Raw genomic sequence first — 21,635 nt, forward strand, 5'->3', positions numbered from 1 at the left:
GTCATTCCGCCGCCTTGTCACGGACCCAGCCCGATGCCGCCTGCTGACGCTCTGCATCCTCGATGCGGCTTTTCATCCGTGCGGCCAGAACCCGCACATTCGGTTCCAATACCATCGAGTCATGGTCACCCGGCACCTCGTAGACCTCCAGCGCAGGCGCCCAGGTGGTCCAGTCATTGTCGGCCAACACATAGGCGCGTTCCGAATTCACCAGACGATCCGGTGCCACCTGCCACTTGCCCACCAAAGGCGGGCGGAACAGGCAAAGCGGCCCGGCCCAGGGCTTCAGCTCATAGCTGTCTGCCGCCTGCATGAATGCGGCCTCAATCTCGGCATTGTGGAACTGCGCGGCACTTTGCTCGGGCGAGGGGCCACTGCGCCGTTTTGCGATCTCCCAGCGGAGGCGATTGACCGCCCATTGGCTGACGTATCCCAGACCTTTGCTTTGCAACTCTTGCCATTGGATCACCGCGCGGTCCCGTCTGGAAAGCGGACGGCGCACCGGTAGCGGCGTATCCAGCATCACCAGCATCGATACCTCTTCGCCAGCGGTTTTCAACTGCTGCGCAATCTCATAGGCGGTGATCCCCCCGCCCGAAAATCCGCCCAGCATATAGGGGCCGTGCGGCTGCACCTGCCGCATTTCGGCGATATAGTCGCGCGCCGCTTGGGCCAGCGAGGTATGCGGGGTGGCGTCGCCGTAAAGTCCCCGCGCCTGAAGCCCGTAAAACGGCCGGTCTGCCCCCAGAAGATGCGCCAGATGGCGCAGGTTCAGCACATTGCCAAACATGCCCGCGACAAGGAAAAATGGCGTTTTCGTTCCACCTTCGCCGCTGTGCATCGGTACAACATGGGTGAAGCGGCGCGCGGGCTGTTTTGGCGTTTGTGGGGCGTCGGGCGTGCTGCCCTGATCGGGGATCAACGCCGCGATTTTGCGGATCGTCGGCGCCTCGAACAGGACCGAGATCGGGAAATCGACGTCAAACGCTTTTTTTACCTTGGCAAACAGCCGCACTGCGATCAGGGAATGGCCACCAAGGTCAAAGAAACTGTCTTCGACCCCGACTTGATCCACACCCAGCAAGTCCTGCCAGAACCCGGCGAGGCGGTGTTCCACCTCTGAGTCTGGCGCGACGTAATCCTGATCCAGCTCGGGGCGCTGGAAGGTTTGTTCGGCGCTGCTTTGGACCGCGCTGCTGGCGGCGGTTTGCTGGATCAGCCCGCTAAGATTCAGTGACGAAACCACAATTTGCGACTGATCGCCGGACAGAGCACGGAAGAATGCATCGGCTCCCTCGTCCGGGCGGATGCCCTGCGAAAGGTTATGTTGCAGCCGCTCTTCGGCGGGCGAGAGCGGGCGGGGGCCCGTGATTTGCGGCGCGGTTTTCACTGGCGTGCTGGCGAAGCTGTCGGCACGGTCAAGACGGCGGATCGAGAACCCTTCGATTTCAACACAGACCGTGCCATCGGGGGCGCAAAGCGTGACGTCAAAGCTGGCCATCGGCCCCTCGGCCTGATTGCGCCCGGCGTTGCGGACCCAACTGACCACCTCGTCGCCAAGCGGACGATGGACGCGGACACGTGCATAGGAGACGGGCACCCACAGATGCGTCGGTTGATATCCCTCGATCAGCTCCATTGCCCAACCGGTCGCCAAGTCCAGAAGGCCGGGGTGCAGGGAGTAGCTTTCGAGATCGCTTTGATACGTGGCGGGCAGGCGCAGGGTTGCGATGCCTTCCTGATCGCCATACGCGACTGACCGGAGCACGCGCCAGCGCGGGCCAAAGGCTAGGTGCGCTTCTTGTGGCGAGTGCAGGGCTTCGCCTTCGGCGATTTGTACTTTGCCCGCACAACGACGTGTAATTTTTGCGATATCCAGCCGTTCAGGCGCGGGAACTGGCAGTAGGGACACGCTGGCCTGTGCATTGATTTCATATTGTTCGGGCGTTGTGAAATCGGCGCTGTGCAGCTCAAAGTCATAGCCCTGATCCGCGCGCGGCAGCTGCACTTTCAGATGCTTTCCGCCTTCTTCATCTACCTGAAATGGCGACAGAAAATAGAGGTCTTGAATTTCGAACGGACTTGCCTCGCCCTGCGCGTGCAAGGCTTCGGCGATCAGCTCAAGATACCCGGTTCCGGGGAGCAGTGCGTTGCCTGCTTTGGTGCGGTGTTCGTTCAGGACCCAACGATCCGCAACCGTATAGTTGGCGGTGAAGATCCGGGTGCCGTCGGGGGCGAAGCTCATCTGATCGAGCAGGGCGGTGTTGGCGGGCTGTGGGGCTGCGGGCGTTTGCGTGCCGGTGCGGGCAGCCATGGCGTCGGCGGCCATGCCAACGTCGGACCAGATGCCCCAGTCGATAGCCACAACGCGGGTTTTGCCGCCCGAACGTGCCTTGGCGAAGGCGTTTAGATACTCGTTCGCGGCAACATAATCGACCTGCCCGGCGGGCGCGGTCACGGTCGAGCTGGAGGAGAAAAGCACCATCCAATCGAGCGTTCCATCCGGGAAAAGCGTGTCCAGAACCTGCGTGCCGTGGATCTTGGGAGTGAAGACATCTTCGATGTCTGTCAATGACTTACCCACGATTGGCGCGTCGGCAATTACCCCGGCGGCGTGGATGACGCCGTGGATTTCACCGAAGGTTTCGTGCGCCTTGGACAGGGCGTTGCGCATGTCTTCGATATTGCTGACATCGGCGGGCAGAACCAGCACTTGGCCGCCCATCTGCTCCAACCGCTGAACCGCCAGAATGCGGCGCGAGAGGGGGTCGTTTGGCGCGGTTTTGGCAAGGTACTCGGGCCATGTCGGGCGCGGCGGCAGGGGGTTTCGGGCGAGCAGAACGATGTTCGCCTCGGCCTGCGTGATCAGCGCCTCGGCGATGGTCAGACCGATGCCACCGAAGCCGCCGGTGATCAAATATGTGCCTCTGTTTCGCGTCGGTATTACGTCGGTATTACGTCGGTGCAGATCGGTGGGCTTGAACGACAGCTCGAACCGCTTTTCGCCGCGTAGGGCCGCAGTCACGTTGGAAGGGGTCGCGAGCAGATCGTCGAGGATCTGGGTGACCAGCGGATCAAGCCGTGCGGCATCCGGCGCGCGGCGCGATTTTGGCCGGGCAGGCAGCGTGATGTCGAGGGTAGATACGGTGAGGCCAGGGAATTCCTGCGGGATCACCTTTGCCGGGCCGATGACGGTGGCTTTGTCGGGATAGGGCAGCGGTTCGGCCCGGACCTGCGCGGCACCGGAGGTGATGACGCTGACGTGCAGCGGCAGTGGCACGTTCTGATCGCTGAGCGCCTGAGCGAGGAAGAACAGCGAATAGAAACCGTGTTCCTGATTGCGGTGGAAAAAGCTGCTGCCGGGGCGGAAGGTTTCGTGATCGGTCAGCAGCCAGAAATGCGCGATGCGGGTCGGCAGTTTGCCGGTCAGTGACAGATCATGCAGAAGCTGATCATAGCTTTCGCGGCCGCGCTCGGGGGCGATGGTATAGCCGCCGGGCTGTTTGGCAAAACTGTCGCCGGGGATGACGGTGATCACCTCGTGTCCGGCGGTGCGCAGGCGGGTGGCGAGAGCGGCCCCGACGCCAGCGTCGTCTTGGAACAACAGCCAGGTTTGCGGCGTGCTGTCGGACAGATCGCCAGTGGTGTCGACATCGCAGGCGGCATAATGCGGGGTCCAGACCGGGCGATAGCCCCAGCTGTCGATGTCATCGCTGCGCATCAGCCAGTTGGAGTGCGGCGCGGCGGCAGCGGTGCCGGGTTCGATGAAATAGGGCGCGCGTTGGAAGGCATAGGAGGGCAAGGTGACGCGGTTGCGCCGCGCCTCGCCCCAGATCTGCGCCCAGTCGATGTTCACACCAACGGCCCACATGCGGCCCAGCATGGCGGCAAAATAGGTGTCATCGGGGATCGTGTCCTGCGGGTGGCGCAGGGTGCCGATCACCTGATTGGGGGTGACGTCGGGGTGCTGCCCGGTCAGCGCGCTGAGGGCTTTGCCGGGGCCAACCTCGAGAAAGACGCGATCGGCGTCGGTGCTGAGCGTGGTGATGCAATCAGCGAAGTGCACAGTGTTGCGCAGGTGGTCGACCCAGTACGCCGGATCGGTGGCTTGCGCAGTGGTTATATACGCCCCCGTACGGTTAGAGGTGAAGGGGATTTGCGGCGGGTTCAGCGTGATCGTGTTCAGGTAGGCGCGGAAGCGGTCGAGGATCGGGTCGAGCATGCGGGAATGCGCGGCGATGTCGATCGGGATGCGCTGACAGTCGATATCCTGTGCCTGCAAGGTGGATTGCAGGCGGTCAAGGGCGGCCTGCGGCCCGGTGGCAACGCTGAGGTTGGGCGCGTTGACGGCGGCAAGATCAAGGTCGGGGGCAAGGTGGGGGCGCAGGGCGTCGGCGGGCAGGCTGACGCTGAGCATCGAACCAGACGGCACCGTATCGAACAGTTGGCCGCGCAGGTGCACAAGGCCAATGCAATCCTCGAAGCTGAGCACGCCCGCGAGGCAGGCAGCAGTGTTTTCGCCCATGGAATGGCCGGTAAGGGCGGCCGGTTTGACGCCCCACGAGATCCACAGTTGCGCCAGCGCGTATTCGACGATCATGATCAGGGGCAGTTGCACCGACGGGGTTTGCAGGCGCTTGTTTGCGGCGTCCTGATCTTCTGGATCGGGCAGCCAGAGGGCGCGAATGTCGTAGTCGAGTTTGGTTTGCAACACGTCGAGGCCACGGTCCATCCATTCGGCGAAGACCGGTTCAGTTTCATAGAGGTCGCGGGCCATGCCAGCGTATTGCGCGCCACCGCCGGGGAACATGAAGACGACCTCGGGCGCATCAAGCGCGGTGTGGGTGAAGACGCGGCGGGGGTCGTTTTGCTTCAGAAGGTCTGCGGCCTCGGCGTGGGTTTCGGCAACAACGACGCGGCGGCGTTCAAAGGCGCGGCGGCCTTGTTTTAGGGTCCAGGCGATATCGGCGAGGGGCTGTTCGGGGTGGGTGCGCAGGTGGTTGGCGAGGGCGGCGGTGTTGGCATCAAGCGCGGATTTGCTGCGGCCAGAGAGGGTGAGGATCTGGAACGGCCAGTCGCTTGGGTCGGAGGGCGCTTGCGCGGGGGCTTCTTCGAGGACGACATGGGCGTTGGTGCCGCCGACGCCGAGCGAGTTGACCCCGGCACGGCGCGGCGCGGCGCGGGTCGGCCAGTCGGTGAGGGTGTCATTGACGCGGAACGGACTGTTGTCGAAGTCGATGGCGGGGTTGGGTTTGTCATAGCCAAGGCTGGGCGGCATTTGCCGATTGTGCAGCGCGAGGCTGGCCTTGATCAGGCTGGCGACGCCGGCGGCGGTATCGAGGTGGCCGATGTTGGTCTTGACCGAGCCGATGCGGCAGAAATCCGTGGCCTCGGTGGTTTCGCGGAAGGCGCTGGTGAGGGCGGCCACCTCGATCGGATCCCCCAGATAGGTGCCGGTGCCATGGCATTCGACATAGTCGACGGTGTCAGCGGGCACGTCGGCCAGCGCCATGGCATCGGCAATCGCGGCGGCTTGGCCATCGACAGAAGGGGCTAGGTAGCCCGCTTTGGCGGCGCCATCGTTGTTGACGGCGGAACCTTTGATGACGGCCCAGATGTGATCGCCGTCATCAACGGCATCCTGAAGGCGGCGCAGCACGACGACGCCCGCACCGGAGCCGAAAACGGTGCCTTGGGCGCGGTGGTCGAAGGCGTGGCATTGGCCGTCGGGCGACAGGATTTCGCCCTCTTTGAACAGATAGCCACGGGCGTGGGGCAGCTCGATCGTGACGCCGCCGGCGAGGGCCATGTCGCATTCGCCGTTGAGCAGCGACTGGCAGGCGTAGTGAGTCGCAACCAGCGAGGTGGAACAGGCGGTCTGCACGTTTACCGAGGGGCCTTTGAGGTCGAAGATGTGGCTGAGCCGGGTGGTCATGAAATCCTTGTCGTTGCCAGTGTGGCGCAGCAGGAACATGCCGGTGTTTTCGACCAGGTCGGGGTTGGAGCAGATGTTGAAATAGAAATAGCTGCCCATGCCGCAGCCGCCGAACACGCCGACGGGGCCGGGGAAATTTTCGGGCGGGTGACCGGCGTTTTCAAGCGCCTCCCAAGCGACTTCGAGGAACTGACGGTGCTGCGGGTCCATGATTGCGGCTTCTTTGGGGGAGAAGCCGAAAAACTCGGCGTCGAATTCTTTGAAGCCATCAAGAGTGGCGGCCGCAGGCACGTAATCAGGGCGGCCGATCAGATGCGGCGCTTCGCCCGCGTCGAGCAATTCAGCTTCGCTCAGACGGCGGATTGATTGAACGCCTGCCTTCAGGTTTTCCCAATACTTCTCGATTGTTGGCGCGCCGGGCAGATGCGCGGCCATGCCAACAATGGCGATATCGGCGGCAGGCGCCAAAGGGGTGTCCTGGGCATCAGTCATAAATCAAAACTCGTTTCACACCGGTAGATACGTGGGCATATTGTCAATAAAATAAGGTGCTTTTACGGCGATCACACGGTTTCAGTCTGACCGCTGCGGCGTTTCGGATGGTCGCAGTATGGCGCGATCACAGCGCAAGGGCTAGCACCTGATCCCAGTGCAGCCAAAGCGCAAGCGCAGCCAGCGCCGTGCCCAATGCCGCAAATAGCGCATCGTGCAGCGGGTCCCATGCGCCCTGGCGCCGCGCCAGCCAGACCACCACAGGATAGGCCGCCAGATAGGCCGCCCCCTGTCCGATCAGACCGCCGAGCAGCCCGGCCAGTTCAAGCCCGACCAGCAGCCCCGCAATCATCAGGGCCGCACGGGTGGCGGCCAGCACGAAAAAGCGGCGACTGTCGCCTGCGGCGAGGGCGGCCTGATCGTAAGTGAGCACGATAACCTGCGGGATCTGCATGCAGGCGATCACCACGACGACCGCCCCGGCGGCGGCATAGCGCGCATCATACATCAAGTTCACCAGCCAGACACCGCTGAGCGCCACGGTCATCATCATCGCCAGCAGTGCAGCGGTGGCCGCGCAGCGCATTTTGCGCAGGCGCAGGAAATTTTCGACCGAGGCCGAAGGCGGGCTTTCGCGGTAGAGCGGGATCAGCACGCGGCGGGTGACGACCCCGCCAAGCAGCAGCGGGAAGCTGGCGAGGAAAAAGCCGATATTGTAGACGCCGAAGTGGTCGAGGCTGAGGTATTTACCGATAAAGACCTTATCGCTTTGACCGATGAAAAACCCGCAGACGGTGCTGAGGAAGATCCATTTGCCGAAGTTTATCAACTCGTCCGCGGCGGGTTTTTCCCAGCGCAGGCGGTTCGGGGCGCCGGGCAGGAACAGGTTGAGAAACAGCAGGTGGGCCAGTGCGCTGGCGATGCCGCTGATCACCAGCGCCCAGACCGAGCCGGTGGCCCAGGCTATCGCGACGGCGACCACGAGGCCGACGAACTGCGTGGCGATCTCGATCAGGGTGACGCGACCGGCGCGCAGGTGGCGGTTGGCGGTTTCAAGGCGGGTCGGGTTGAAACCGTTGATCAGCAGGGTGATGGCGGCGGCGGGCAGCAGCAGCGCGAGGTCTGGTTCAGCGTAAAACAGAGCCATCGGATAGGACAGCGCGCAGGCGACCAGCCACAGGCCCGCGCCGCGCAGGATCTGGATGGTCCAGGCGGTGTTGAGGAAATCCTCGTCATCGCCGCGGTCGCTTTGCATGATGGCGGGGCCGACGCCGACATCGGAGAACATCGCCAGCCCCATCAGGAAGACCGACACCAGCGCCATCATCCCGAACGCCTCGGGGAAGAGGATGCGGGTGAGGATCAGGTTCGAGGCGAGGCGCAGCATCTGGTAGACGCCAAAACCCATCACCGTGATGGCCGAACTGCGCGCGGCGCGGGCGGTCAGGCTGTTGCCCAGTGTCAGGCCGCGCAGGCGGGCGCTGAGGGGTGTTTGTGTGCTCATCTGCCGCGGGTCCAGCCTTGGTCAGGGCGCGCGCGTCTGACCGCCAGTGTCACGGCCCCATAGACCGCGAACCCGATCGGGTGGCGCAGGGCAAGGCGCAGGACCTGCCCCGGTGAAAAGCGGGGTTTGTCATCGTTTCGCATCAGGTCCGGGTAACGCCGCGCCACCTCGGCGACGCCGATGTTCTGACGCTGGCGCACCCGGACCAGATTGGCGAAGCCTTCGACGATGGGCCAGTCATAGCGGGCAGGCACGCCGATCCGTTGTGCGGGCGTGAACAGCAGCCGGACATAGGTGTCATCGGAAATGATATCGGGGAAGGCGCTCCATTTGGCGCGGCCCTCGGCGTTGACAGCAAACAGGCCACAGCCGGGCACGCCGTGGCGCAGGAACGGCACGTTGCGGTAGAACGCGGCATAGGCGCGGCTGACGGCGCTGGCGGGGCGCGGGATGTTGACCTGACCGCTGGCATAGAGTGGTCCGGGGGCGGCCAGTGCTTGCGCGATCTGCGCCAGCAGTGGCGGGCTGAGGGTGACATCGGCATCAAGGTAGGCGCGGATATCGCCAGTTGCGGCGGCGTCACCGGTGTTGAGCGCGTTGAGTTTGCCGCCCTGCTGAAGCTCGATCACATGCAGGGGCCAGCCGCGTGCCTGTGCCTGATCCGCAAAGCTGCGGGCGCGGTCGGCGGTGGCATCGGTGCAGCCGTTGGCGATCACCAGAATTTCGGCACCACCCGCAGGCGGATCCGAGGCAAGGATCGAGGACAGGCAAGGGCCGATCAGGGCCGCTTCGTTGCTGGCGGGGATAATGACAGAGATCATTCAATATCGTCCAAGTAACAATCAGCCCATTTACCAAACGCATAACAACCGGGCCAAGAGCGCCTTTGTGCTGTCTGGTTTGATCCAATATTGCAACAGCTGCCGGGCGAAGACCATGCCCGCGCCATCAACCATGTGTTTGTGGTTTAAATTTGACAGCAGGCTTACTTATCTTTGGGAAAGGTAATTTAACGCACCCCGTATTCAGGAAAGAGACACCCGTGCCAGAGCTTGAAAAGATCGGTTATCTGGTGCCGCAGTTCCCCGGCCAGACCCATGTTTTTTTCTGGCGAGAGATCCTTGCGATGGAAAAGGCGGGGGTTGAGGTCTGTCTGTTCAGCACAAGGAAGCCGCCGCCGGGGTTGATCTCTCATCGTTGGTCAAAGGAGGCGATTGCGCGGACCGAGTATCTGGGCGCGCCGACGCTTGGTAACGCCTTGGCAACGCTGCCTCGGCTACCGGTTGCAGAGCTTGCCCGCGAGGCTGGGGGCGGAGCGTTTTGGCGCGATGTGTTGATCAGTGCGCCTGCGGCGCGGCGGTTGGCGCAAAGCTGTGCCCGGCAGGGGATCACCCATGTGCATGCGCATTCGTGCGGGCGGGCGGCGCTGATCGTGGCGCTGGCGCATCAGCTGTATGGGCTGAGCTATAGCCTGACGCTGCATGGGGCGCTGTCGGATTACGGGCCGGGGCAGGGGTTCAAGTGGCGCGGGGCGAAGTTTGCCACGGTGATCACGCGTGCGCTTATGGCGGACATCATGCCGGTGATCGGCGCTGACATGCCAGAGCGGACGGTGATTCAGCCGATGGGAGTGGATACCGATATTCTGACACGGGACGCGCCCTATGTGCCGCCGCGCCCTGACGAACAGCTTAGGCTGTTTTCCTGCGGGCGGTTGAACATGGCCAAGGGGCATCAGGACACGATGCAGGCGGTGCGTCTGTTGCTGGATCGCGGTGTGAATGTCGCGCTGGAGATCGCGGGCGAGGATGATCTGGGCGGGCATGGGTATCGCAAGGAACTGGAGACGCAGGTCGTGGCGCTGGGCCTGCAACAACAGGTCACGCTGCTGGGGGCGGTGGATGCCGGAGCCATTCGTGACAAGTTGCAGGCGGCGCATCTGTTTGTGTTGCCCAGTTGGCGCGAGGCGCTTGGCGTGGCCTATATGGAGGCGATGAGCTGTGGGGTTCCGACAATCGGCACGACTGTGGGCGGAGTGGGTGAGCTGATTGACGACGGGGTTGACGGGCTGTTGTTGGACCCGCAGCAACCGGCGCTTTTGGCCGAAACGATTGCCGGGCTGGCGGCGGACCCTGAGCGCTGTTTGCGGTTCAGCGCCGCCGGGCGCGCGACAGTGGTGCGCAGATTCAACGCGGCGGTCGGGGCGCAGACGCTGATCCACGAGGCAGGGCGTTAATTGGCGGGCGGAACAGCATAGGTCTGTTCGGGGGCTGCATCAAATTTCAGCCGCTCAATTGAAACCAGCCGCAGCACGCCTTGCGGGCCGGTGACCAGAAGCTGCGCGCCGAGGCGGGCAAAGCTGTAGTCAGCGGCATGACCGGGCAGGACCGCCGTATCTGTTCCATCGCCGCCGTGCAGGCCGTCGGGTCCACCGTTTGAGACGAGGGTATCGTCGCCCTCTAGCCCGACAAGCACGTCGCGCTGGGCGGTGCCGGTGATCCGATCGGCGGCAGAGCTGCCGCGCAGGACCTCACCGTTGGCGAAGGTGCCGGGCGCGCGCTGTTCCCACGTGCCGGAGCGGGTGGCGTTGCTGGTCATCAGGGTGGTCCAGCGCGGGTTGTCATCCTGAAGATACCGTTTTGCGCCCCAGCTGCCCCATTGGGTCGGCTTGGCGACATCGACGAAGGCATTGAACAGCGTGCCGCCCGCAGCCTGCCAGCCGTGCAGCAGATCGGCATAGAGCGCAGCCATTTCGGGGCCATAGCTGAAGCGGGTGAAAAGATCGGTCAGGGCGGGGTTGTTGACCCATGCGCCCTGCCCAACCAGATGGGTTCCGCCCTCGTACATCACCAGATCCATGCCGTAACGCGCGGCGACGCTGGCGTGATAAGGGAACAGCCGCGTGGTAAGGTCGGCCAGCGATCCGGTGCGCAGGGCCTTGGCCAGTTTCGCGTCGGGGTGGCCTTGGGCGATCCAGTCAAGCACCTGCGGGGCGTGATCGTCGCCGCCCATTTCGATGCCGAAATAGCCGGTGATGGCGTAGGCGTCGAACAGCGTGGCGGGGGCCGGGTTGGCGCGGCGATCCTCGGCCACCCAGAGCGGGGCGGTCAGCAAAGGTTCCTCGAGTCCCGGCCAGCCGGTGTGGGTGGCGATGACGCGGATCAGGCGGTCGGGGGCGTCGGGGCCGAAGGTGTCGGTCCAGATGGCAGCGACTTGGGCGGCGCGCATTCCGGCCCATTGCATCCAGCCGTCACGCCCGGCCTTGCGACCCCAGCGCGCGGTGGCCTGTTCGGCAACCCATTGGGTTTGGGGGAAACCGAAATTCCACAGCTCGTTGGAGTATTCAACATAGGCTTTCAGGCGTGGATTCAGGGACTGTTTCACCTGAAGTGCGAAGTTTTTCACGAAGGTATCGTCGGCCATGTGCGGGATGGTGAACCACGGGTCGGTGGCGGTTTGGTTGGCAAGATCGACCATCACCTCGAGCGGGACGCCGCGCCAGGCGTAGGTGAAATCGGACGGTTGCGGGCGTTGATCCCAGTGCGATACCGGCGAGGCGTTGGTGTTCATCCAATCCATGAAGCGCAGCACCCGCAGGTCGGTGATGAGCGCCAGCCAGTCGGGATTGAAGCGTTCGGACAGCTCAAACAACGGGATGTGATCCTCGCGCACCACGGCGATATCACGCAGGTAGTTGCCGGTGCCGTTGGGGTCGGTTTTGCGGATCGTGATGGCGACCAGCCCCTCGCCGGGATCGAAGGAAAACCAGACCTCGCCCGGGGCATAGCGGATGCTTTGCGCCCGGCCTGTGACCTCGATCCGGCCTTCGCCCTTATAGCTTAGCCGGTAGCGCCCGGCGAAGTTGCGCGCCTGTGGCGGCAGATCGGTGAGGATGAAGCTTTCGAGGCGGTCGACGTCGGGGGGCAGGTGCGTGGGCCAGCCGTTGGGGTCAAGATAGCCTTCGGCGCGCAGGCGGTCAGCCTCCCATCCGCCCCACTGGTTGGGAAGGTGGCCGATCCATGGGCGGGCGGTTTTCATCACGTCGATGAAGGGTGATTGCGTCGACCAGTCGGCGATGCCGTTCAGGCCCATGCCCAGCGATGGGGTCGGGTGCGTGGCGGCGGTGATGAAGCGGGCGGTTTCGGCGTAGGTTTCGCGCACCAGCGGGTGGATGGTCTGCGGCAGGTCCAGCATCGGCGGCAGCGGGTGATCGAACAGCGTGGCATAGGTGACAAGGGCCGCGAGGAAATAGAGCGTCGGCGTGCCGTGCGGGGCGTCATCGGTATAAAGATCGGTGGCGGCGAGGCGGCTTAGGTCGGTTTCGCGCAGCAGCCGCGCCAGCACCGAGGCGACCGGGATCAGGCGGATATGTTGATCGGGGCGGGCGGCGTTCAGGGCGGTGAGCGTGGTTTGATACCAGTCGTGATAGGCGCCTTGGTTGCGGGCCTGATAGGTACTGAGGGTTTGGGCGTTGGGAGGGAAGGTGCCGCCCATTTCGGCCCAGCCTTCGTAGAGGAACATCTGCGTGTCGGGGGCAGTTTGTGCGGCCCAGTCGAGTAGGGACAGCGTGGCGCCGAGGGGGGATTGGTCGGTGGGGTTGTCGCCGTCATAGGGGGCGTTCGCGGCCTGATACTGAATGAAATTGGCGGGGGTGATGACGATGGCGTTGAATCCGGCCTGTGCGAAGGTTTCCTGCGCCGGGTCCCATGCGCGGGGCAGGTCGCGAAAGGACCAGTTGGGCACAGGCGGCAGGGTTTGGGCGAAGTTGCGCAGAAAGCCCCATGTGCCGTCAGCTGCGAAGGGATGGTTGTTGGCGCGCGCCAGCAGGTCAAGCCAGTGCGGGACCGAGGTTTCCGGGGTTTCGGTCAGATGGTGGACGAGGCTGTTGCCAAAGAAGAACGCCTTGAACGGGGTGTCTTGTGCCATGGCGGCGCGGGGCAGCAGGGCCAGAAGCAGGACGAGGATGCGGGGCCAGATGCTGATCATGAGCTGTCCTGCGGGGTGTTGGGGGGATCGAAGAACGCGGGTTTGTCGGGGCTTTGGCCAAGCACCCAGCGATAGACCGCAAGCACCTGATGCGCCTTTTGCTGCCAGGTGAACAGATCGGCGATGCGGGTGCGGGCGGCATCGGCCATCGGGGGCAGGGCGCCGGGGTCGTCGGCCATCTGTGTCAGGCGCTTCTGAAAACCGGAGATGATTTGCGCGCGGGTGCCAAGCGGGACTTTGACGCCGGTGCCGGGGATCACCAGCTCGCCGGGGCCGGCATAATCGACGATCAGCGGCACAAGGCCCAGAGCCATGGCCTCGAGCACCACACCGCCACCAAATTCGCGCACTGAGGGGAAGGCCAGCACCTGCGACTGCGCCGCGACCTTGGGCACCTGATCATGGGCGAGCCAACCGTGGAAGGTGACCGCATCGGTGATGCCGTGGGTGTCGGCGAAGGTGCGCAGGCCGGGCAGTAGCGGGCCATCGCCGATCAGATCCAGATGCAGGCGCCCGGCTTGCAGAAGCGGCAGCGCGGCTTCGAGCAGCATGTCGGGGCCTTTGTAGGGCACCATCCGCCCGATGAAGCAGGCGCGCAAGGGCGTGGTCGCGGGCGGGGCGACGTGGGAAAACCGGGCCGGGTCAATGGCGTTTTCGGGGATATAGACCGCCTTGGCCTGATGCTTGGCGGGCAGTTCGGATTGGGTGTGGCGCGAACCGACGATCACGGCCGCAGCGGCGCGCAGGGTGCGACGGCGGCCCGGCAGCAGCTTGTAGGCCGCGCGCAAGTAGGACAGCCATTCGCGCTCGCGCCGACGTTCGGCGGCGAAGGCACGGGGCCACGGCACGCCGCCATTCAGGGGCCCAAGCACGAAGGGCACGCCGATGCGGGCGCATTTGGCCGCCAGCGGGCTTGAGATGGTCGGGCTAAGCGGGGTAATGCGGTGGACGATGTCAAACTGACCCTGCCGCAGCGGGGTGCGAAATTTTCGCCAGATCAGGCGTTCGAAGTACGGATAAGACAGCGCGTTGATCAGTTGCAGGGCGGTCCAGCCTTTGCCCTCGCCCATCCGCAGGACCTTGCCGATGGCCCAGAGCGGGCGGGCCAGAGCCTCGGAATCGATGGCGGTGAAATCCTGCCCCTCGGTCAGACCGGCGCGCAAAAATGCCTCGCGGTTGCGGATCTGGGTGACGATATGAACATCGGCCACGTCGCTCAGCGCCCGCGCCAGCGACCAGCCGACCAGCGGGACACTGACCCATTCGGGGTTCGCGGCCTCGGCGATGATCAGGACGCGCGGGCGGAAAGGCGGGGTTGGGGCTGTCATCGGTTACATGATACTGCGCAGTTTCATCTTGGCCACTTTTTCCGCCGGTTTTGCTGTCTCTGCATAGCCCAGAAGCGCGCCTGCGATCAGCCAAGTCAGTGGTGTCAGCGTGGCATTCGGCAACAGATCCACCATATTGACCGCAAGCAACAAGGATAATCCCCCGATATAGGGCGACCAGACTGGGGTTGGCGACCCTCGGGTCTTGGCCCACAGCAGCACGATTGGCAGCGCCAGCAGGCCGAATTCAGCCAGAAACCCGACCCAGCCAAACATCCCGATCAGGATGACCCAGCGCCCGTCTGTGACGGTCATGATTCTGCCGCTGTCGGGATCGAGGATGTGATTGCGGCCCCAGCTGCCCCAGCCGAATAGCGGCTTTTCATTGGCGCGATCAAGTAGCGTATTTTCGTTATCAAAGCGGAACTTCAATGATCCTGCGCGCTCGGTATCGATCTTGGTGGCTTGCTCCAGCATTGCCTGTTCGGGCACCAGCCCTGCGCCTTTCAGCACCGGATATCCGACAGCCAGAAGCGCCAGAACCAGTGCGATTCGCAGTTGAAGCCCCTTGGGCAGCAGCACGACAGCCGGCAGCAGGAACATCGCATAGAGTAGCGAGCCCAGAGATTTGCACAGCACCAGCACGACGACCATGTAAAACACCGCACCGATCGCTGTTGCGCGCGCTTTGCCGGTTTCGGTGCGCAGCAGGATCGCGGTGGCGACCAGTGACATCATCGCCAGAAACGCGACCCAAAGCCCGTGGTACAGAAAGACGATGGGGCGGAAGCCGCCCTGACGGATCATCTGTTCGAAATTGTGCTGAAAATAGCCGTATATCCAGATGTTCAGTTGCGGGCTTAGCCGGACCTCGATCAGCATTGGCAGGGAATAGACCAACCCGGCAAGGCTGAGCGCCAGCAGCAGGTCGCGCTGATCATTGGCGGTATTCAAGAAGTTTCGCGCCAGCAGGAACGGAACGACCAGTATGAACTGCTGCACCACGATTGAAACGGCATCCTTGAGGCCCAGGCCGGGCAGCCCGAAATGCCCGAAGAACACCGGGTTCGTATTGGTCAGGCTTGTGGCCAGCGGCGAGAAGATGAACAGCAACACCAGCGCTCGTGCCATTGGCTGCTGTGGCAGAAGCTTGATCCGGTCCCGGTATAGCACCAGACAGACCAGCAGGGCGGCAAGGCTGGGCAGCGTTTCCTTGTTCAGCGGTGGCAGCAGCGGAAAGTCAAAGGCGGCGGGGGGCGGCGGCAGCAGCAGATAGGCCACCATCAGGCTGGTCAATACGGCACGCCCCACGGGCAACCGCATGAAGATGACGACCGTCATCAGGGGCCACAGCCCCAGAACCAGAAAGGCAAAACTGTTTGGCATTCAACGCCCGTATTTCGTGCCGTGGCTGCGCTCTTGTTGGCCGAGCGGATCTTTCCACATCTCTATCATAGATGGATACAGGCGCGTTACGGCATAATAATGGCAAAACAGGCCCGGCACGAAGGTGTTGGGGCCTGTTTGATCGGCAGCTTAGTGCCCGGTGGCTTGGATCACGACCCGGAAGGTGTCGGCCATGACCTTGAGGTCCGTCAGCAGCGACAGCTTGCGGAAATAGCTCGCGTCGAACATTGCCCGGTCACGAAAGCTGCTTTCGTTGCGTGCCGAGGTTTGCCAGAAACCGGTAATTCCGGGGCGCATGGCGTAATATTCGGTGCCCGGATAGATCGCGCGCTGTTCGCACATCATCGGGCGGGGGCCGACCATCGACATCTCGCCTTTCAGCACGTTGACAAGTTGCGGCAGTTCATCCAGCGAGGTTCTGCGGATGAAGTGGCCAAAGCGGGTGATCCGAGGGTCGTTCTTGAGTTTCTGCGTGTGGTCCCATTCGGCCTTGGCGTCAGGATTGGCCGCAAGATAGGTTGCCAGCACCTGATCGGCATCGTCCACCATGCTGCGTAGTTTCCACATGCGAAACACGCGGCCGTGCAGTCCAACCCGTTTTTGCAGATAGAAAGGTGAGCGCCCGTCGAGCGCAATCACCGCAGCCAGGACAGCCAGAATAACAACCACCGGGGGGGTGATAAGAAGCGCCAGCGTCAGATCCAACGCTCGCTTGCCCGCAATCCGGTACAGCCCGCGGTGCCACAGCGCGGACGACCGTCCGCTGGCGGGTACAACGATCTGTGCCGGTTCGTAAACCGGGTTCATTTGCATATTCATTACCGACCCTCCCCAGGGTTTGATACTCATACTTGGACGCGTACAAATGCGCCCGGCACACAACAAAACTTCTTTCCACAGCGCCAAGACGGCGCAGCAGTGCAGTCACGAAATAACTGTCTGGTCGACACGAGGGCGAACTGGTGGGCCGCCCGGGTAATTATTTACGGAGGCACAAGGCCGAGGTGGGATCAAGAATTTCCGGGGTTGAAAAATATGCGGAATAATTGGTCTCAGTATTTCCTCGAATTTGAGTGATCCGATGTCCATCTTTATGCATTTTCGGCAAATTTCCGTCAATTGCGACGAAGCGTCTACAACCCTCGGGAGATGTGCGCCAGCGCACGACATGGCCGGTGTTACGATCTGTGCTTACCTTTTTTCCGGGCGCGATCAGAGGTGGGTCAGCGTGCTGTCGTTCAGGGTTCGGGCGCGGGTTTTCAGGTGCCGCGCAACCGAGCGCATTTTCATCTCACACGGTCAGAAGTGGGCGAATTGTTGCTGGTCGTGACACAATTCTTGTTTGTGTCGTAGCTGTGCAGAAAGGGCGCAACAATAAATCGCGCTTTCCGCATGGCTCGACGGTTCTGTGCATGTATCGAATTTGTCGAAAGTTTGTCACATATGCAATTCCCGCCCGAAAACGGCGGCAAATGTGGCGGGATTGTGGCCGTTTCGCGCCATTCTTCTGGCGGTCGGCGGGCGGAAGTTTGTCGACCCTTCGGGCGGTGAAATTACATCTCTGGGTAGAGTTAAGGTTTTGAACAGTCTGAACTTTCTCGCGATATTGTTGTGAAAACCGTTTGTAATCGCGGAAAAGAGCGATTCGTTTTTGAGGTTTTGGCCCGCTTTCGTTGCTGCCGACCACGTGATTTGGACCGAATGTCGTCTCAAAGTTCCCTAGCGGAAGGATCAGGGGCTTTTTGGGCCGACTCTTGGGTTGGGATGGGTTGCGTACGCCTGCGTCTGTGTCAGAACTGTCAGGCGCTTGGCGCCACGCCGGGTGCCGTCGCAGGACAACCAACCGTGCTTGCGGAAAATAGCAAAGGCCGAATATATGATCCGTGTTACCGATCAGCTTGCCAAGGCGGCACATGCGTGGCCGGATCTTCCTGCCGTAAGTTGCGCCCTGCGCACGCTGAGCTGGGCCGAGTTGAACGTGCGTACGCGCGCGCTTGCCACGGTGCTGTCTGACGCTGGTGTTCAGCGCGGCGACCGTCTGGCGTATCTGGGGTTCAACAGCCATATCGGGGTGGAGTGCTACTATGCGCCGGCGCTGGTTGGTGCGGCGGTGGTGCCGATCAATTTCCGCCTGTCCGAGCGCGAGTTGATCGACTGTATCCATGACTGCCGCCCGCGGGTTCTGGTGGTGGATGAAGAACACGCGCCCCTGGCGCGGGCGATCATGGCCGCCTGCCCGCAGGTCGAGCAGGTGCTATATGCAGGCACCGGTACGGTGCCCGCCGGTATGGTTGGGTATGAAGCGGCGCTGAGCACGGCCGGAGCGGAACCAGATTTTCAGGCGCTGTGCGGCCGCGATGATGACATGCTGATCATGTTCTATACTGGCGGCACCACCGGCACGCCGAAGGGTGTGATGCTGACCCATACCAACATGTTCACTAATGCGATGGCGGCGCTGACCAATTGGGACATCGCCGAAAACGGGGCGCATTTTGTCACTGGCCCACTGTTTCATACCGCAGGCGGTTCGCGTGTGTTCGGGGCCTCGTTGATGGGGGTGCATCTGGTGTTGATGCCGCGGTTTGATGCGGTGGAGCTGATGGGGCTGGTCGCCAAACACCGGGTGACGCTGCTGCAATTCGTGCCAACGATGATGGCGATGCTTCTGGATCACCCGCAGATCGGCAGGTTTGACATGTCGTCGGTCAAGATGATGACCTATGGCGCGGCACCGATGCCGCCCGCGCTGATGAAGCGCGCGCTGAAGGTCTTTCCCGGGGTGCGCTTTGGGCAGGCGTTCGGCATGACCGAAGCCTCGCCCGTGCTGACGGTGCTGAACCCGGACTATCATGTGCTCAGCGGGCCGAAGGCGGGCAAGCTGACCTCGCTCGGGCGGCCGGTGTCTTATGCCGATGTGCGGGTGGTGGATGAAAACGATGTGCCGCTGCCCGCCGGTCAGATCGGCGAGATCATCGCCCGTGGTCCGAATATCATGAAGGGGTATTGGCAGCAGCCCGAGGTCACAGCCGAGGCCATGCGCGGCGGGTGGTATCATACCGGCGACAGCGGGTATTTCGACAAGGACGGGTTTCTGTTTCTGGCGGGGCGGATCAAGGACATGGTGATCACCGGCGGCGAAAACGTGTATCCGGTTGAGGTCGAGGAGGTCATGGGTACGCATCCGGCCGTCAGGGACAGCGCGATCATCGGCACGCCTGACCCGAAATGGGGCGAGCGGGTTCATGCGGTGATCGTGCTGCACCCCGGTGCCTGTCCGACGGAAGAAGAGATCATCGCCCATTGCCGGACACAGCTGGCGCATTACAAATGCCCCACGCTGGTGTCCTTTCGCACTGAACCCTTGCCCCTGACCAAGGTCAACAAGGTGGACAAGCTGGCGTTGCGCGCGTTTTACAACAACGGGTAAAGACGGGGCGATGTGCCCCGTCCGGTGTTTCTCAGAAGCAATCCTCGAACAGTTTTCGGGTGTTCTCGGGGGTCATTTCGACCGGGTTGCCGCCAGTGCTGGGATCGGCCAGGGCCGAGGTAGTCAGCGCGTCCAAGTCGGGGTCGGTCACGCCAAGTGCGGTCAGGTCGGCGGGGATGCCAAGCAACGCGTTCAGCTGTCCCACGAAGGCATAGAAGCCGTCAAACCCGCCGCTGATGTCCAGATAGGCGGCGGCGCGCTCAATCCGCGCCTCGATCGCGGGGCGGTTGAAGCGCAGGACCGGCTGCATGACCACGGCGTTGGTGGTGCCGTGATGGGTGTGGTGGACCGCGCCGATCGGGTGGCTGAGCGCGTGGATCGCGCCCAGACCCTTTTGGAACGCGACAGCGCCCATGGCGGCGGCCGCCATCATCTGTGCGCGCGCCTCGATGTCGGTGCCGTCGGCATAGGCGCGCGGCAGGTACTCTTTGACCAGCCGCATGCCTTCCAGCGCGATACCGTGGCTCATCGGATGGAAATGCGGGCTACAGAAGGCTTCGAGGCAGTGGGCGAAGGCATCCATCCCGGTGCCTGCGGTGATCGCCGGCGGCATGCCCACGGTCAGCTCGGGGTCGGAAATGACCACGGTGGGCAGAACTTTGGGGTGGAAGATGATCTTCTTCTCGTGAGTGATCGAGTTGGTCAGCACCGAAGCGCGGCCCACTTCGGAGCCGGTGCCGGCGGTGGTGGGCACGGCGACGATGGGCGCGATGGCGTCAGAGTTGGCGCGGGTCCACCAATCGCCGACATCTTCGTAATCCCAGACCGGGCGGGTTTGACCGGCCATGAAGGCGACCATCTTGCCCAGATCCAGACCCGAGCCGCCACCGAAGGCGATCACGCCGTCATGGCCACCCGCGCGGTAAACTTCGAGGCCCGCTTCGAGGTTCACTTCGGTCGGGTTCGGGTCGACATCGGAAAACATCGCGCGGCCAAGGCCCGCCGCATCGAGGATATCAAGCGTCTGTGCGGTGATCGGCAGCGCGGCCAGCCCCTTGTCGGTGACCAGAAGCGGTTTGGTGATCCCGGCGGCGGTACAGGCGGCGGGGAGTTCGGCGATCCGGCCCGCCCCGAAACGGATGGCGGTGGGATAGGACCAGTTAGCAGTCAGCGTCATTGCTGTTTCCTCAGGTGATAGGATTTCGGGCGGGTCAGGTTGTGATAGCCGATGATCGACAGGCCGCCACCGCGACCGGTGTCTTTGCAGCCGGTCCAACACAGGCCGGGATCAAGGTAATCGGCGCGGTTCAGAAACACGGTGCCGGTTTCGATCTGGGCGCCAAGCGCCTCGGCCCGCGCGACGTCAGCGGTCCACAGCGAGGCGGTCAGGCCGTAGTCGCTGTCGTTCATAAGCGCCAGCGCTTCGGCGTCGTCTTTCACCGGCATGATGCCGACGACGGGGCCGAAGCTTTCTTCGCGCATCACCCGCATGTCGTGGGTGACGTTCACAAGGATCTGCGGCATCAGATAGGCGCCGCCATCTTGCGGGAACAGTGCCGGATCAATCAGGGGCGTGGCGCCAGCGGCAACAGCTTCGGAGGTTTGGGCGCGGACGTTGTCGGCGAAGCGGGCCTGCGCCATCGGGCCAAGCGTGGTTTCGGGGTTCATCGGATCGCCGAGTTTGTAGCCGTTGACGATCTTGACCGCCTTTTCAACAAAGGCGTCGAACAGGCTTTCGACCACATAGATGCGTTCGATCCCGCAGCAGCATTGCCCCGAGTTGAACATCGCGGCGTCAATCAGGGTGTCGACAGCAGCGTCAAGATCGGCGTCCTCCATGACATAACCGGGGTCTTTGCCGCCCAGTTCCAACCCGACACCGGTAAAGGTGCCTGCGGCGGCGCGTTCGATCGCTTTGCCGCCACCAACCGAGCCGGTGAAGTTGACAAAGCCAAAGCTGCGCGCGGCGATCAGATCAGAGGTGGTGTCGTGGTCGAGGACGACGTTCTGGAACACGTCCTCGGGGATGCCAGCGGCGTGGAAGGCCTGCGCCAGGCGCTCGCCGACCAGCAGGGTTTGGCTGGCGTGTTTCAGCATCACGGAATTGCCCGCGATCAGGGCGGGGGCAACGGTGTTGATCGCCGTCATGAACGGATAGTTCCACGGCGCGATGACCAGCACCAGACCGTGCGCTTCGCGGGCGATGTAGCGTTTGAAGGCGGCGGAATCTTCGAGCACCATCGGCGCCAGCGCCTGTTCGGCGATCTGCGCCATATGTTGCGCGCGTTCGTTGAAGCCGCCGAATTCGCCGCCATAGCGGACCGGGCGGCCCATCTGGCGGGCAAGCTCGGGCACGATATCGTCATTCATCGCGCCGACGTTTTCGACACCCTTCATGACCAGCGCGATACGTTCCGACAAAGGCCGTGCGGCCCATGCTTTTTGTGCCGCTTTGCCGCGCGCAACGGTCTGTGCCGCAGCATCTGCCGACAGCGCCGGGCGTTCCACAACCACCGAGCCGTCGATGGGGGAGATACATTTGATCGTCTTCAT

Annotated in this window: 11 protein-coding genes; 2 read left to right on the top strand and 9 right to left on the bottom strand. The window is 63.0% G+C overall.

Annotated features, from left to right (window positions below; all coding sequences use genetic code 11):
* Position 1: 1 nt before the first annotated feature.
* From BSF79_RS05285 to BSF79_RS05295, 3 genes are all read right to left on the bottom strand, one after another.
* Positions 2 to 6,427 (bottom strand): type I polyketide synthase, encoded by a 6,426-nt coding sequence (locus tag BSF79_RS05285; RefSeq protein ID WP_090268821.1) that lies wholly within the window; start codon positions 6,425 to 6,427, stop codon positions 2 to 4.
* A gap of 127 nt (positions 6,428 to 6,554) precedes the next feature.
* Positions 6,555 to 7,931 carry an oligosaccharide flippase family protein gene (locus tag BSF79_RS05290; protein WP_090268822.1) on the bottom strand — a complete coding sequence of 459 codons (1,377 nt, stop codon included), beginning with the start codon at positions 7,929 to 7,931 and terminating at the stop codon, positions 6,555 to 6,557.
* Positions 7,928 to 8,752, bottom strand: coding sequence for a glycosyltransferase (locus BSF79_RS05295; protein ID WP_090268823.1), 825 nt, complete (start codon positions 8,750 to 8,752; stop codon positions 7,928 to 7,930). Before BSF79_RS05295 ends, BSF79_RS05290 begins: the two co-directional genes overlap by 4 nt.
* Positions 8,753 to 8,973: 221 nt before the next feature.
* On the opposite strand from BSF79_RS05295, the gene epsE reads away from it, so the two are divergent.
* Positions 8,974 to 10,167 (top strand): exopolysaccharide biosynthesis GT4 family glycosyltransferase EpsE, encoded by a 1,194-nt coding sequence (gene epsE / locus BSF79_RS05300; RefSeq protein WP_245776325.1) that lies wholly within the window; start codon positions 8,974 to 8,976, stop codon positions 10,165 to 10,167.
* Here the strand turns inward: epsE and BSF79_RS05305 are convergent.
* The 4 genes from BSF79_RS05305 to BSF79_RS05320 all read right to left on the bottom strand — a co-directional run bounded on the left by BSF79_RS05305 (position 10,164) and on the right by BSF79_RS05320 (position 16,465).
* Positions 10,164 to 12,917 (bottom strand): calcium-binding protein, encoded by a 2,754-nt coding sequence (locus BSF79_RS05305; protein WP_175545265.1) that lies wholly within the window; start codon positions 12,915 to 12,917, stop codon positions 10,164 to 10,166. The genes epsE and BSF79_RS05305 overlap by 4 nt on opposite strands.
* Positions 12,914 to 14,245: a glycosyltransferase family 4 protein gene (locus tag BSF79_RS05310; RefSeq protein ID WP_090268824.1), complete on the bottom strand. Its 1,332-nt coding sequence runs from the start codon at positions 14,243 to 14,245 to the stop codon at positions 12,914 to 12,916. Before BSF79_RS05310 ends, BSF79_RS05305 begins: the two co-directional genes overlap by 4 nt.
* 3 nt (positions 14,246 to 14,248) lie before the next feature.
* The gene (locus BSF79_RS05315) at positions 14,249 to 15,631 is read right to left on the bottom strand and encodes a hypothetical protein (RefSeq protein ID WP_090268825.1); all 1,383 of its coding nucleotides are present in this window, start codon (positions 15,629 to 15,631) and stop codon (positions 14,249 to 14,251) included.
* A 150-nt stretch (positions 15,632 to 15,781) separates the two neighbouring features.
* Positions 15,782 to 16,465: a sugar transferase gene (locus BSF79_RS05320; protein ID WP_425443232.1), complete on the bottom strand. Its 684-nt coding sequence runs from the start codon at positions 16,463 to 16,465 to the stop codon at positions 15,782 to 15,784.
* Positions 16,466 to 17,528: 1,063 nt separating this feature from the next.
* Here BSF79_RS05320 and BSF79_RS05325 point away from each other — a divergent pair.
* Positions 17,529 to 19,082 (top strand): class I adenylate-forming enzyme family protein, encoded by a 1,554-nt coding sequence (locus BSF79_RS05325; RefSeq protein ID WP_090268826.1) that lies wholly within the window; start codon positions 17,529 to 17,531, stop codon positions 19,080 to 19,082.
* Positions 19,083 to 19,113: 31 nt separating this feature from the next.
* Here the strand turns inward: BSF79_RS05325 and BSF79_RS05330 are convergent, their stop codons facing one another.
* The gene (locus BSF79_RS05330; protein WP_090268827.1) at positions 19,114 to 20,259 is read right to left on the bottom strand and encodes an iron-containing alcohol dehydrogenase; all 1,146 of its coding nucleotides are present in this window, start codon (positions 20,257 to 20,259) and stop codon (positions 19,114 to 19,116) included.
* Positions 20,256 to 21,635 carry an aldehyde dehydrogenase family protein gene (locus tag BSF79_RS05335; protein ID WP_090268828.1) on the bottom strand — a complete coding sequence of 460 codons (1,380 nt, stop codon included), beginning with the start codon at positions 21,633 to 21,635 and terminating at the stop codon, positions 20,256 to 20,258. The genes BSF79_RS05330 and BSF79_RS05335 overlap by 4 nt, the downstream gene beginning before the upstream one ends.

The sequence above is a fragment of the Thalassovita taeanensis genome (assembly GCF_900110775.1).
Taxonomy (GTDB): domain Bacteria; phylum Pseudomonadota; class Alphaproteobacteria; order Rhodobacterales; family Rhodobacteraceae; genus Litorimicrobium; species Litorimicrobium taeanense.